We start from the raw sequence: 14,082 nt of genomic DNA on the forward strand, positions 1-14,082 counted from the left end.
TGCGGGGTCAGTTGCCGAACGGCTTGACCGTGTTCCAGGAGTAGACCTCGATGCCGTCGGCCATCTTGCCCGCGTACTCGACCTCGCCGGGCGTCTGGATCGTCTCGACCTCGGCGTCGTCGGGGTTGTTCATCTGCAGGGACAGGCGGATCGACGTGAAGTAGTCGTCCTCGGCCTTGACGTCCTGGGTGACGGCGATCGCGGAGTAGATCCGGCCGCCGGGCTGGACGACCAGCGGCTGCGCGGGCTGCTCGTCGTCCTTGGCCTGCGGGATGTCGCCGTTGGCCTTGCCCGGGGTGATGACCGGGAAGGCCTTGACGGTGCAGGCCGTCGCGGCGCGGCTCTCGGCGGTGATCAGCAGGTGGTCGCCCTGCTGCTCGGGGTTGCGGCGCTCCAGCTTGTAGGTGAGGAAGCCGACCTTGCACTCGGGCGTCTTCTTCGAGGCCGTGCCCGAGCCGCCGGTGCTCGTGCCGGTCTTCGAGGAGCCGGCCTGCGCGGCGTCGCCGCCCGAGCCCTGCGCCGAGTCGCCGCCACCGGTGCCCGACCCCGTGTCGGAGCCCTGGTCCTTCGCGGTGTCGCCGCCGGCCGTGGAGCTCGACGCGGTGTTCTTCGCGGCGCCCTCGTCCTTGGTGCCGGTGTCGCCGTTGCAGGCGGTGAGGCTGAGGCTCAGGGCGGCGGCCGCGGCGGCGAGGACGACGTTGCGGGCGATGGTGCGGTTCATGGTGGGACTCCCCCGTGTGCGAGGGGGCCGCCTGGTCCGGTCGGCCCCTTGTGACCACCACTCTGCCGGGGGCCGTCGCCGTCCGGTCGTTCCTCCGCTATCGCCCCGTCGCCGTTTCGCTTCCGATCCGTTCCAGCTGCGCCGTCGCCTTCCGCATGCCGTCCTCGAACCCCCGCTTCACCGCTTCGTCATGGGCTTCACGGAGGCAGTCGAGAGCTTCCGCTTCGCGGCCCAGGGCGTGCAGTGCGGCGCCGCGCGCGATCCGCAGCAGGATCTGCCGCAGCGGGGCGAGCCCCTCCGCGGAGGCGCCCGGCAGGGTCAGGCCGCGCTCGGTGCAGTCGAGCACCGCGGCGTGGTCGGCGGTGGCCAGGAGCTGGCGGGCGCGGTGCTCCAGGGCGAGCAGCTCGGTGAGGATGTCGTCGGTGGCGCGGGCCAGTTCGGCGGCGCGTACGACGTGGGCGAGGGACGCGGCGCTCGGCCCGCCGTCCCGGTCGAGGGCGACGGCCAGGTTGACCAGCGCGGTGGCCTCGCTGGACGTGTCGCCGGCGCGGGCCGCGAGCTCCGGGGCGCGCTCCAGCTGCTCGATCGCCTGCGGGAGCCGCCCTTCCTCGGTGAGCACCCAGCCGTACAGGGCGCGGATCCGGGACTCGGCGTCCGGGTCGTCGAGCCGCTGCGCGGCGGCGAGGCCCTGCTCCATGAGCGGCACCCAGTCGTCGCGGACGTAGCCGACGACGTACGGCCACTGCAGCACGGCGAGTCGCCAGGCGCGGTCGTCGTGGCCCGCGGCGTGCGCGGCGACGGCGGCGGCGACGAGGTTCTCGCGCTCCACGGAGTACCAGGCCAGGCCGCCGGCCCGGTCGGTGAGGTCGGGCCGGCCGAGGTCGGGCCGGATGTCGGCGGGCAGGACGCAGCAGGGCCGGTCGTCGGGCTCGGTGACGGACGCGGCGAGGAGCGCGGTGCGCACGTAGTGGTCGAGGAGCCGGACCAGGGCCTCGTCGGTGGCCTCGGTGTCGTCGGCGCGGGCCAGGCCGCGCGCGTAGAGGCGTACGAGGTCGTGCATCAGGTAGCGGCCGGGCGTCGGCTCGGTGAGGAGGTGGGCGCCGGCGAGGCGGTCCAGGGCGGCGGCGGCCTCCTGGGGGGAGCGGTCGGTGAGGGCGGCGGCCGCGTACCGGTCGAGGTCGGGTCCGGGCAGCACGCCGAGCCGGTGGAACAGCAGCCGGGCGTCCTCGGGCAGGGCGCGCAGGGTGAGGCGGAGCGCGGCGGCGACGCCGGTGTCGTCGACGTCGAGGAGGGCCAGGCGGCGCTGCTCGTCGGCGAGTTCGTCGGCCAGGCCGGCCAGCGGCCACTCGGGGCGGGCGTTGACGCGGGCGGCGACGACGCGCAGGGCGAGCGGCAGGCCGGCGCAGAGTTCGGTGAGGCGGGCGGCGGCCTCCGGTTCGGCGGCGAGCCGGTCGGCGGCGCCGGTCGCGGCGGCGAGCAGGGCGGCGGACCCGGCGGGGTCGAGGACGCCGAGGGCGACGGTGCGGGCCAGTTCGCTGACGGCGAGCCCGTCCAGGCGCAGCCGCGAGGTGACCACGGCGGCGCTGCCGGGCCCGGCCGGGAGCAGCGGGCGGACCTGGGCGGCGGTGCGCGCGTTGTCGAGGACGACGAGGTGCCGGTGGCCTTCGGTACGGGTGCGGTACGCGGCGGCGAGCGCGCCCGGGGTCTCGGGCAGGTCGCGGGTGGGCACGCCGAGGGCGATGAGGAACTCGCGGAGCACGTCGGCGGTCTCGGGGGCGCTGTCGCCGCTGCCGTCGTCGTCGCTGAAGCCGCGCAGGTCGGCGAAGAGGACGCCGTCGTAACGGTCGCGGACGGTGTGCGCCCAGTGCAGCGCGGCGGCGGTCTTGCCGACGCCGGCCGGTCCGGTGAGGACGGTGACGGCGTGCTCGGGCCCGGACGCGGCGTCGAGCGCGGCGAGTTCGCGGTCGCGGCCGACGAAGCCGCGGGGCGGCCGGGGCAGCAGGTCGGGCCCGTCCGCGGCGGCGCGGGACGGCTGCGGGGCGGTGGCGGGCTCGGGTGCGGGCCGGGGCGTGGCGGGCGGGGCGCCGGGGCCGTCGCCGGCGAGGATCTCCGCGTAGGCCTCGCGCAGCGCGGGGCCCGGGTCGACGCCGAGCTCGTCGGCGAGCAGGGTGCGGGTGCGGTGGTACTGGTCGATGGCGTCGGACTGGCGGCCCGCCCGGTACAGGGAGCGCATCAGCGCGGCGGCGAGCGACTCCCGCATGGGGTGCGCGACGGCCTCGGCGTGCAGCAGGGCGGCGGCGCGCGCGTGGTCGCCGAACTCGCCGTAGGTGCGGGCCAGATGCTCGACGGCCGAGATGCGGGCCTGTTCGAGGCCGTCGGCGGCGACCCGCAGCGGGCCGCCCGTCGCGACGCCGACCAGCGCGGGCCCGCGCCACAGCGCGAGCGCCTCGCGCAGCAGCGCGGCGGCGTCGTCGGGGGAGCGCTGCTCGTGGGCGAGCCGGACGAGCTCGTCGAAGCGGTGGGCGTCGAGCAGCGACTCGGGCATCTCCAGGACGTACGCGTCGCCGCGCGTGACGAGCCGCACGCCCCACTCGTCGGCGCCGCCCTGGGCGAGCAGCGCGCGCAGCCGGGAGACGTGGCCCTGGGTGACCGTGCGGGCCCGCGCGGGCGGGCCCTCGGGCCACAGGGTGTCGATCAGCTGGTCGAGGGGGACCGCCGTGTTGGGGCGGAGCAGGAGCGCGGCGAGGAGGCTGCGCCGCTTGGCCGGCCCGAGGGGGAGTTCACCGGTCTCGGTGGCTACACCGACCGTTCCGAGCAGCCGGAACTCCACGCTTGTGCTCCCTCGTACGCCCCGAAAATCCGATGCGACCAGGGTACGGGGGTGCTACGGGTGGTACAGCTCGGTGACCGTCGCGGCGATGCCGTCCGCGTCCTTGACGACGCGGACCGTGACGCTGTTCGTCTTCGACGCCTTCACCAGCTGGTCGTACGTGCACGGGGTGGTGCCCGCGTTGTTGTCGGCGGTGACGGAGCCGTCGGCGCCGCCGCAGATGGCCGCGGCACCGAGGATCTTGGTGCTGTTCTCGACCAGGAACTCCTGGTCGCCGACGGTCATCTTGTGGTCGGCCAGGTAGTTGAGGGTGCCGGTGTAGCAGCCGTCGGCGCCTCCGGTGTTGATGCACTCGCCCTTGGCGCCGGTGTCCGGGGCGGGGTTGCCGGTGGCGGCGCTGTCCCCCGTGCCGCCACCGCTGTTCCCGCCGCCGCTGTCGCTGCCGCCGCCCTGGCCGTCGCCCGCGGGCACGCCGTCGGTGGAGTCGGCGGAGTCGGCGGGGCTCTGCGCCGCGGCGCTGCCGCTCGCGCTGTTCGACGGTGCGGCGGCGCCGCTGTCCTGGGTGCCGTCACCGTCGTTGCAGGCGGTCAGCGAGAAGGCGAGCGCCGCGACGGCGGCGACGGCGGTGTTCTTGCGCAGGGCGATACGCATGGTGGCAGGTCCCCCGTGATCGTCAGGTTTGTTTACAGTCACGACCCTGCCGCCCGCCGCTGACGTTTCGCTAACAGCCCGCTAACGCGGAAGCCCCGCAGGTGAAGGGCCTGTCATGACGGTGTGAGGGACTTCTGGAGCTGTTCGGCCCTGGCCCGGTACGCGGCTCCCGAGAGCGGTTCGTCGAGCACGGTGGCGACGTCGCCGAGCCGGGTCAGCGTGCGCACCGTGCGCGCCGGAAGGTCCTCCTCCTCGTTGGCGGCGACCGCTGTGAGCAGCGCCTCGCGTGCTTCCTCGTGCCGTCCGGCGTAGTGCAGCGCGATGCCGTACGACTCCCAGATCAGCGGGCGCCAGCCGGCGATCTCGTTCTCGGGGATCGCCGCGACGCAGCGGGCCGTGTGCTCGGCCGCCGCCGTGAAGTCGCGCCGGGCCAGGGCGACATGGGAGGCGTGGTAGTGCTCCAGCGTGGGGGCGATCGGGTGGCCGGCCGTGCGGGCGTCGCGCACCGCGTCCGCCAGCGCGTCGAGCACGCCGGCCGGATCGCCGTGCCGGTGGCGGGCGATGGCGAGCAGCACGAGGATCTGGCAGGAGACGCCGGGGGCGAAGGTGCGCAGCGGCGGCACCGCTCCGGCCAGGAAGGTCTCGGCCCGCGCGAACTGGCCGGTCTCCACGAACAGCATGCCGATGACGGCCCGCAGCCAGCCGATGCCCTGGACGCTGCCGGTCCGCTCGGCGGCGGCGAGCGCCGTGCGCAGCGGCGGCTGCCAGCCGGGGTGTGGGTGCCAGTGGACGAGCGGCCACAGGTGGGCGGCGAGCCGCCAGGTGCGGTCCTCGTCGCCGAGCCGGGCGGCGGCGAAGACCGCGGCCATGAGCGATTCCTGCTCCCGCAGGAACCAGCCGAACACGGCCTCGCGCGCTCCGATCCGGGGCACGGGCAGCCCCGTGTCGAAGCCTTCGGGCAGCTCGACGGTCCGCGTGCCGGTGGGGTCGAACACGTCCACGGCGGCGTGCTGGGCCCGCAGCCAGTGGTCGACCATGCGCCGGGTCACCGCGTCGGCCCCCTCGGCGCGGGGCAGCCCGCGGGCGTAGAGCCGTACGAGGTCGTGCAGCGTGTACCGGTCGGGGCGCGTCTCCTGGACGAGATGGGCGGCGGCGAGCCGGTCGAGGCCGGCGCGGGCCTCGGGGACCGTGGCCCCGGCGGCGGCTGCCGCCGCGTACACATCGCTCTCCCGGGTGAAGGAGTGCCCGAGCGCGCCGAGCAGCGCGGCGTCGGCGGCGTCCAGGCGGGCGACGGAGGAGCGCAGGGCGGTCGCCACACCGGTGTCCTCCGCGGCCAGCAGGGCGAGCCGGCCGTGCTCGTCGGCGAGTTCGGCGGCCAGGTCGGCGGCGGACCAGCGGGGCCGGCCCCGCAGCCGGGCCGCGGCGATCCGCAGGGCGAGCGGCAGCCCGTCGCACAGCCGGGCGATCTCCCGTACGGCGTCGGGGTCCTGGGTGCCGCCGAGGGCGGCGGTCAGCAGGCCGGCCGCGTCGTCCGCGTCGAGCACGGTGACCGGCAGCGGGGTCGCGCACTCCTCGGCCATCACGGCGTCCAGGCGGGCGCGGCTGGTGACGAGGGTGGCGCACGCGTCGCCGCCGGGCAGCAGCGGCCGGATCTGCGCGGAGTCCCGCGCGTTGTCGAGTACGACGAGCAGCCGCCGCTCCCTGACCAGGGACCGGAACAGCGCCGCAGCGGCCTCGACGTCGGCCGGCACGGCCGCCGCCTGCACACCGAGCACGATCAGGAACTCCCGCAGGACGTCGAGGGGCCGGGCCGGTTCGGCGTCGCCGTGCCCACGCAGATCGGCGAAGAGCCGGCCGTCGGGGTAGGCGTCGGCGTGCGCGTGCGCCCAGTGGACGGCGAGGGAGGTCTTCCCGACCCCGGCGGGCCCGGTGACCAGGACGACGGGCGAGGCGCCGGCTTCTGCGGCCCGCGTCAGCCCGCCGAGTTCCCGATCCCGCCCGTGGAACCCGCGGGGGGTGCGCGGCAGCAGGTCGGGCGCGGGCCTGGGGTCGGGACCGGCGCCGGGTGTCGCGGTGGTGCCCGCGGCCCGGGTGGGTTCGCGGTCCCGCCTGTGGAGGCTACGGGGGGTGGCGGGCAGCGGGGCGGGCGCGGGCCTGGGGTCGGGGCCGGCGTCGGGTGTCGCGGTGGGGCCGGCGGTGCGGGTGGGTTCGGGGTCCTGCGCGTGGAAGCTGTGGGGGGTGGCGGGCAGTGGGGCGGGGGCGGTCCCGGGGTTTCGGCCGGCGCCGCCCGGTGGCGCGGGGGACCCCGGGAGGACGCTCGGTGGGGTGGGGGCCGCCGCCGGGACGCGTGGCGCGGAGGCGGACTGTGCGGCGGAGAGCGGCGCCACGGGGACCGTCTGGGCGAGGACCTCCTCGTACGCGGACCGCAGTACGGGGCCCGGATCGACGCCCAGCGCCTCGGCGAGCGCCTTGCGGGTGCGGTGGTACAGCTCCAGGGCGTCCGACTGACGGCCCGCCCGGTACTGCGCCCGGACCAGCGCCGCGATCAGCGGTTCGCGCAGCGGGTGGCGGGCGGCCTCGGCGCCGAGCAGCGCCACGGCCCGCTCGGGGGTGCCCAGATCCCGGTAGGTGGCCGCCAGTTGCTCGATCGTCGCCAGCCGGCTCTCCTCCAGGGCGGCCGCGGCGGCGAGCAGCGGGGCCGTGGCGACGGTGCCGCCCAGCGCGTCCCCCCGCCACAGCGCGAGCGCCTCGCGCAGCATCGACGCCGCCCGCGCCGGGTCGCGCTGCCGCCGGGCCAGGGCCACCAGGTCCTCGAAGTGCCGGACGTCGAGCAGTGTTTCGGGCAGCCGCAGCGCGTACGCCCCCGCGTGCGTGCTGAGTTCGACGTCGTACCCGTCCAGACCCGACCCGGAGATCATGGCGCGCAGCCGGGACACGTGCCCCTGGACGACCGTGCGCGCGTGCAACGGCGGCTCGTCCTCCCACAGCGCGTCGGTGAGCGCGTCGACGGAGACCGCGGCCGGGGACCGCAGCAGCAGGACCGCCAGCAGGCTGCGCCGCTTGGCGGGTCCGAGCGGCACGGGCTCCGCGCCGCCCTGGACCGCGACGGGCCCCAGAAGCTGGAACTTCATTCCCGTGTACTCCCGGCGCGGCGGATGTCGCTGACATGCCACGATAGCGCCGCGCCGGGTACCGGCCGCGCGTGCGGCCTACAGACGAGGGTTGCGGTCGTCTTCTATGACGGTGGTCTGAGTGGGGGTCAGGCCCCTGCGCCGGCCGATGCTGCGGAACACGAAGACTCCGATCAGCCCGACGATCATGAGGATCCAGCCGACCAGGTGGAGGTCGACGCCCTTCATGTGCCAGTCGGTCGCGAACGCGAGGATCGCCCCGAGGGCCACGAGGATGATGCAGCCGCCCAAGCTCATGGGAACCGCCTTCCTGAGGTGTGCGCGGACATGCGTGAGGGGTCCGGGTACCCCGGACCCCTCCGCTCTCACACCCGCGGGACTCAGCCCTCCAGGAACGCCACCAGAGCGTTCGCGAGGAGGAACGGGTCGTCGGCGCCGCACAGTTCGCGCACGCTGTGCATCGACAGGATCGCCGCGCCGATGTCGACGGTCTTGATGCCGTGCCGGGCCGCGGTGATCGGGCCGATCGTGGTGCCGCACGGCATCGCGTTGTTGGACACGAACGACTGGAACGGCACGCCGGCCTTCTCGCAGGCCGCCGCGAACACGGCCCGGCCGCTGCCGTCCGTGGCGTAGCGGTTGTTGACGTTCACCTTGAGGATCGGGCCGCCGTTGGCGCGGGGGTGGTGCGTCGGGTCGTGCCGCTCGGCGTAGTTGGGGTGCACGGCGTGCCCCGTGTCCGAGGACAGGCAGATCGTGCCGGCGAACGCCCGTGCCTTGTCCTCGTACGAGCCGCCGCGCGCGAACACGGACCGCTCCAGGACGCCGCCGAGCAGCGGGCCGTCGGCGCCGGTGTCGGACTGCGACCCGTTCTCCTCGTGGTCGAACGCGGCGAGCACCGGGATGTAGGGCAGGTCGCCCTGCTTGCTGACCTCGGTGAGCGCGGCCGTGCAGGCGTGCACGGACAGCAGGTTGTCCATGCGCGGGCCGGCGAGGAGCTCGCGGTCGCGGCCCAGGTAGGCGGGGGCCTCGACGGCGTACGTCATGAGGTCCCAGCCGGTGATGGAGCAGCGCTCCAGCCCGTTCTCCTCCTCCAGGAAGGCGAGCAGGTCGCCCTCGTGGACGTCGTCGCCCAGGCCCCAGATGGGCTGCATGTGGCGCTGCTTGTCGAGCTTGAGGCCCTCGGGGGTGACCGAGCGGTCGAGGTGGACGGCGAGCTGCGGGACGCGCAGCAGGGGGCGGTCCACGTTGACGAGGCGCTCGGTGCCGTCGCGCAGGGTGATCCGGCCGGCCAGGCCCAGGTCGCGGTCGAGCCAGGAGTTGAGCAGCGGGCCGCCGTAGATCTCGACGGCGACCTGGCGCCAGCCCTGACTGCCCATGTCCGGCTGGGGCTTGACCCGCAGGTTCGGGGAGTCGGTGTGCGCGCCGACGATCCGGAACGGGGTGTGGGGGGCGGCGCCCTCCGGGACGTACCAGGCGATGATCGCGCCGCCGCGGACGACGAACCGGCCGCCCGTCGTGCCGTCCCAGGCGTCGGTCTCGGCGACCTGCTGGAACCCGGCCTTCTCCAGCCGTGCCGCGGCGTTCGCCACCGCGTGGTACGGGGTGGGGCTCGCGGCGAGGTAGGTCATCAGGTCGTCGGTGTGCCCACGATCGAAGGGGCCGGAGGGTGTGCGCATGCCGTCAGGGTAGGCCCTGGCCCACCCATGCCGCCCACTCGTCTGCCGGGCGCCCTTGTCCTGCGGGTGCGGGTGGGTGGGGCTTCTCGCGCAGTTCCCCGCGCCCCTGAGATGCGCACTTCGTGCGCGATCTCATCGGGCGCTTGCGCATCGGGGAAATGCGACCCGAAGGGTCTGCATTTCAGGGGCGCGGGGAACTGCGCGAGAAGCCCCACAGGCCGAAAGCCGCCGGACCAGCGCCCCCAGGCAGACGCGCACGCGAAAGACCCGAGGCCCGCCTCCGCTGAGCAGCGGCGACGGACCTCGGGCCATGAATCCAGCTCGGCGGAGCCTAGAACGCCGCCTCGTCCAGCTCCATCACGTCCAGGCCGGAGGCACTCGTGCCCTGCGCCAGCTTCCTGGCACCGGTCACACCCGGCAGCACGTTCGCCGCGAAGAACTTCGCCGCGGCGATCTTGCCCTGGTAGAAGGGCACGTCCTTGGCGGACGCACCGCCCGCGAGGGCCTCCGCCGCGACGGCGGCACCCTTGAGCAGCAGGTAGCCGACGACCACGTCACCGGAGGCCATGAGCAGCCGGGTCGTGTTCAGGCCCACCTTGTAGATGTTCTTCGGGTCCTGCTCGGTCGCCGCGAGGTCGGTCAGCATGACGCCGACGATGGCCTCCAGCTCGACGGCCGCCTTGGCCAGCGACTCGCGCGCCCCGGCGAGCTCCTCGCCGCCCGTCTCGACCGCGAGGAACTTCTTGATCTCCTCGGCGAGCCCGTTCAGCGCGGCGCCCTGGTTGCGGACGATCTTCCGGAAGAAGAAGTCCTGGCCCTGGATCGCGGTCGTGCCCTCGTACAGGGTGTCGATCTTCGAGTCACGGATGTACTGCTCGATCGGGTACTCCTGCAGGAAGCCGGAGCCGCCGAAGGTCTGGAGCGACTGGGCGAGCTGCTCGTAGCCCTTCTCGGAGCCGTAGCCCTTGACGATCGGCAGGAGCAGGTCGTTGAGCGCGTGCGCGGCGGAGGCGTCCTCGCCGGCGGCCTCCTTGACCTGGATCTCGTCCTGCACGGAGGCCGTGTAGAGCACCAGCGAGCGCATGCCCTCGGCGTATGCCTTCTGCGTGAGCAGCGAGCGGCGCACGTCGGGGTGGTGCGTGATGGTGACCTTGGGCGCGGCCTTGTCCATGAACTGGGCGAGGTCGGGGCCCTGGACGCGCTCCTTGGCGTACTCCAGCGCGTTCAGGTAGCCGGTCGACAGGGTCGAGATCGCCTTCGTGCCGACCATCATGCGAGCGAACTCGATGATGCGGAACATCTGGCGGATGCCCTCGTGCTTGTCGCCGATCAGCCAGCCCTTGGCGGGGTGCTGGTCGCCGAAGGTCATCTCGCACGTGTTGGAGGCCTTGAGGCCCATCTTGTGCTCGACGTTGGTCGCGTACACGCCGTTGCGCTCGCCCAGCTCGCCGGTCTCCCAGTCGAACTCGAACTTGGGGACGAGGAAGAGCGACAGGCCCTTGGTGCCGGGGCCGTGGCCCTCGGGGCGGGCGAGGACGTAGTGGAGGATGTTCTCCGACATGTCGTGCTCACCGGACGTGATGAAGCGCTTCACGCCCTCGATGTGCCAGGAGCCGTCCTCCTGCTGCACGGCCTTGGTGCGGCCGGCGCCCACGTCCGAACCGGCGTCCGGCTCGGTCAGGACCATCGTCGAGCCCCACTGCTTCTCGACGGCGATCTCGGCGGCCTTCTTCTGCCGCTCGTTGCCCTCCTCGAAGAGGATGCCGGCGAACGCGGGACCGGAGGAGTACATCCAGATCGCCGGGTTGGCGCCCAGGATCAGCTCGGCGTGGGCCCAGATGAGGGAGCGCGGCGCGGTGGTGCCGCCGATCTCCTCGGGCAGGCCCAGGCGCCAGTACTCGGAGTCCATGAAGGCCTTGTAGGACTTCTTGAAGCTGGCCGGGATCGGCGCGGTGTTCGTCTCGGGGTCGAAGACCGGAGGGTTGCGGTCCGCGTCGGTGAAGGACTCGGCCAGGTCGTTCTCGGAGAGGCGGGCCACCTCGTCGAGGATGCTCTTGGCGGTGTCGACGTCCATCTCACCGAACGGTCCGGTGCCGTACAGCTTGTCGCGGCCGAGCACCTCGAAGAGGTTGAACTCGATGTCGCGGAGATTCGACTTGTAGTGCCCCATGGCGACGGCTCCGTAAAGGCTTGGGAGGCGGGTCGTCCGGCGGTGTCCCGCGGACCTTCCTCGTACGCGTACCAACTAGTAACCACCACAATGCTACCCGCCGGTAATAAGAATCAACCCCCAGCGGGCCAACTGTGACGAACTCGGCCCCGCGCTTGCGGGGCTCGGTAGTCTTGCGTCCATGTACGGCTATGACCAGACCCCGGGCGCCGGGCAGCAGTACGCGCCCCCGCAGCAGGGCGGTTACGGGCAGCAGGCCCCGCCGCTGTACCCGGAGCCGTCGCCGCCGTCGCTCGCCGACGCGGTCCGGGCGTTCACGACCGGCTCGATGTCCGCGGAGGACTTCCAGCAGATCTTCGCCTCGTCGAAGGTCTACTGCCCGCGCGGCGACAACCCCGGCTTCCTCGCGCTGCACAACACCCAGCAGCCCGTGATCCCGATGTTCACCTCGCTCAAGGAGCTGCGGACGTACGCGGGCAAGGAGTCCAAGTACTTCGTGATCACGGGCGCCGAGGTCATCGACCTGCTGCCGACCGGCTACGGCTTCGTCCTCGACATGGAGGGCGAGCACCGCATGGTCTTCGACGCGAAGGCGGTCGAACAGATGGTCGACTTCGCGATGCGTCGTATGTACGGCTAGCAGCCCCTACGTCCCGTTTTTGACGCCCGGAGGAATTTCCTCCGGGCGTTTTCGTGTTCCAGGTGGCAGAAAGTTCTACGTTCAACTAAAGTCGAGGTACGAGGAAGCCAGGAGGTCTCCAAAATGCCCGCTGTGACCGTCGAGAACCCGCTGACCCTGCCCCGAGTGGAAGCTCCGGCGGAAGCCGTGGCGCGCCCCGTGCTCGCCGTGACGACCGCACCGGGCGGCTTCGAGGGGGAGGGATTCCCGGTGCGCCGCGCGTTCGCCGGAATCAACTACAAGTACCTCGACCCGTTCATCATGATGGACCAGATGGGCGAGGTGGAGTACGCACCCGGAGAGCCGAAGGGCACCCCGTGGCACCCGCACCGCGGCTTCGAGACCGTGACGTACCTGATCGACGGAACGTTCGTCCACCAGGACTCGCACGGCGGCGGCGGCACCATCACCGACGGTGACACCCAGTGGATGACGGCGGGCTCCGGCCTGCTGCACATCGAGGCGCCGCCGGAGTCCCTCGTCATGTCCGGCGGCCTCTTCCACGGCCTCCAGCTGTGGGTGAACCTGCCCGCCAAGGACAAGATGAAGGACCCGCGCTACCAGGACATCCGCGGCGGCCAGGTCAAGCTGCTCACCACCGCCGACGGCGGCGCGCTGCTCCGCGTCATCGCCGGTGAGCTCGACGGCCACGAGGGCCCGGGCATCACGCACACGCCGATCACGATGGTGCACGCCACCGTCCGCCCCGGCGCCGAGGCCACCCTGCCGTGGCGCGAGGACTACAACGGCCTCGTCTACGTGCTCGCCGGCCGCGGCACCGTCGGATCCGACCGGCGTCCGGTCCACATGGGCCAGACCGCCGTCTTCGGCGCCGGCGGCTCGCTGACCGTGCGGGCCGACGAGTCCCAGGACTCGAACACCCCGGACCTCGAGGTGGTCATCCTCGGCGGGCAGCCGATCCGTGAGCCCATGGCCCACTACGGCCCCTTCGTGATGAACACCAAGGCCGAACTCCAGCAGGCCTTCGACGACTTCCAGGCCGGCCGCCTGGGCGTCATCCCCACCGCCGAGCGCCTGCCCCACACCTGACCGGGCCCCGGGGCCGCGTGACGTGACGGATCGTCACTCGCGCGGCCCCGCCCGGCGCGTGGCCCGGCGCCCGGCCGTGTTCAACTGGTCGGGTGAAGCCGGACACCGAACTTCTCCCCCGCCCCGCCCGCCGCGTCGCCGCCTGGTGCGCGGTGGCCCTGCTCGTCACCGGGGTCGCCTGGGTCTGGATCTGGCTCTGCGTCGAACTGCGCACGGCCGTCGTGCCGGTGCTGCTCGCGCTGCTCGGCACCGCCCTGCTGCGGCCCGTCTACCTCGCCCTGCGCAAGGCCAAGGTGCAGCAGTCGCTCGCGGCGGGGCTCACCTGCGCGCTGATCCTCGTCGTGGTCGGCGGCGCCGGATACATCGTGGTCGCCGCGCTCATCGACACCGGCGACCAGATCATCGCCTCCGTGAAGCAGGCCGCCCGCGACCTCTCCGACAAGTTCGGCACCGGTGCGCTCGACCTCGACCACCTGGCCGACAACGCGCAGGACCTCATCAAGAAGTACGGGGGGTCCGCCGCGTCCGGGGTCATCAGCGGGCTCAGCGTGGCCGGGGAGATCGCCGCCATGGCCGTGCTCGCCCTGCTGCTCTGCTTCTTCTTCCTGCGCGACGCCGGACGCTTCCGTGTCGCCCTGCGCCAGGCCGCGCCCGGCGCCGGCGGCGAGACCCTGGAGGCCATCGCGCGGCGCGCCTTCGCCGCGATCTCGGGGTTCATGCGCGGCACGACCGTCATCGCCCTCATCGACGCGTTCTGCATCGGCATCGGACTGCTGATCCTTCAGGTGCCCGGCGCGGTCGGGCTCGCGGCGCTCGTCTTCGTCGGTGCCTACATCCCCTACCTCGGCGCGTTCATCTCCGGCGCCGTCGCGATCCTCGTCGCCCTCGCCGACCGCGGTTTCGTCATCGCGCTCTGGGCGCTGGGCGTCGTCCTCGCCGTGCAGGTCCTGGAGGGGCACGTCCTCCAGCCGATGATCCAGTCGCGGACCGTGCAGATGCACCCCGCGGTCGTGCTGCTGGCCATCACCTCGGGCGCCTCCGTCGCCGGGATCCTCGGCATGCTTCTGGCGGTGCCCCTCACGGCGGCGGCGTTCGGCATCCTGAGCGAGCTGCGGGGGCGGTACGGGTCCGGTGGCGTGACCGTTTCACGTGAAACAGGGGGCTGATCGGG

General features: G+C 73.3%; 10 protein-coding genes. 3 read left to right on the top strand and 7 right to left on the bottom strand.

From position 1 onward, the window contains the following. Window positions 1-7: 7 nt before the first annotated feature. The 7 genes from ACZ4E1_RS10945 to ACZ4E1_RS10975 all read right to left on the bottom strand — a co-directional run bounded on the left by ACZ4E1_RS10945 (window position 8) and on the right by ACZ4E1_RS10975 (window position 11,182). Window positions 8-721, bottom strand: a complete 714-nt coding sequence (locus tag ACZ4E1_RS10945; RefSeq protein WP_467537922.1) for a DUF4232 domain-containing protein — start codon at window positions 719-721, stop codon at window positions 8-10. Between the two features lie 97 nt (window positions 722-818). Next, window positions 819-3,551: an AfsR/SARP family transcriptional regulator gene (locus tag ACZ4E1_RS10950; RefSeq protein ID WP_467537924.1), complete on the bottom strand. Its 2,733-nt coding sequence runs from the start codon at window positions 3,549-3,551 to the stop codon at window positions 819-821. A gap of 54 nt (window positions 3,552-3,605) precedes the next feature. Next, window positions 3,606-4,202 carry a hypothetical protein gene (locus tag ACZ4E1_RS10955; protein ID WP_467537925.1) on the bottom strand — a complete coding sequence of 199 codons (597 nt, stop codon included), beginning with the start codon at window positions 4,200-4,202 and terminating at the stop codon, window positions 3,606-3,608. Window positions 4,203-4,315: 113 nt separating this feature from the next. Continuing rightward, window positions 4,316-7,333: an AfsR/SARP family transcriptional regulator gene (locus ACZ4E1_RS10960; RefSeq protein ID WP_467537927.1), complete on the bottom strand. Its 3,018-nt coding sequence runs from the start codon at window positions 7,331-7,333 to the stop codon at window positions 4,316-4,318. 78 nt (window positions 7,334-7,411) lie between these two features. Next, window positions 7,412-7,630: a DUF6458 family protein gene (locus tag ACZ4E1_RS10965; RefSeq protein ID WP_399124493.1), complete on the bottom strand. Its 219-nt coding sequence runs from the start codon at window positions 7,628-7,630 to the stop codon at window positions 7,412-7,414. An 83-nt stretch (window positions 7,631-7,713) separates the two neighbouring features. Next, on the bottom strand, window positions 7,714-9,012 hold the full coding sequence (locus ACZ4E1_RS10970; RefSeq protein ID WP_467537929.1) for a M18 family aminopeptidase: 1,299 nt from the start codon (window positions 9,010-9,012) through the stop codon (window positions 7,714-7,716). Between the two features lie 331 nt (window positions 9,013-9,343). Next, a complete protein-coding gene (locus tag ACZ4E1_RS10975; RefSeq protein ID WP_467537930.1) occupies window positions 9,344-11,182 on the bottom strand; it encodes an acyl-CoA dehydrogenase in 1,839 nt (612 codons plus the stop codon). A 181-nt stretch (window positions 11,183-11,363) separates the two neighbouring features. Here ACZ4E1_RS10975 and ACZ4E1_RS10980 point away from each other — a divergent pair, with 181 nt between their 5' ends. The 3 genes from ACZ4E1_RS10980 (at window position 11,364) to ACZ4E1_RS10990 (ending at window position 14,077) form a co-directional block, all read left to right on the top strand. Beyond that, the gene (locus tag ACZ4E1_RS10980) at window positions 11,364-11,822 is read left to right on the top strand and encodes an SseB family protein (RefSeq protein WP_188338044.1); all 459 of its coding nucleotides are present in this window, start codon (window positions 11,364-11,366) and stop codon (window positions 11,820-11,822) included. Between the two features lie 123 nt (window positions 11,823-11,945). Beyond that, window positions 11,946-12,911: a pirin family protein gene (locus ACZ4E1_RS10985; RefSeq protein WP_467537932.1), complete on the top strand. Its 966-nt coding sequence runs from the start codon at window positions 11,946-11,948 to the stop codon at window positions 12,909-12,911. 92 nt (window positions 12,912-13,003) lie between these two features. Continuing rightward, entirely contained in the window at window positions 13,004-14,077 is a 1,074-nt protein-coding gene (locus ACZ4E1_RS10990) for an AI-2E family transporter (protein WP_467537933.1), read from the top strand. Window positions 14,078-14,082: the final 5 nt, after the last annotated feature.

Source organism: Streptomyces sp. NPDC025806 (assembly GCF_055558275.1).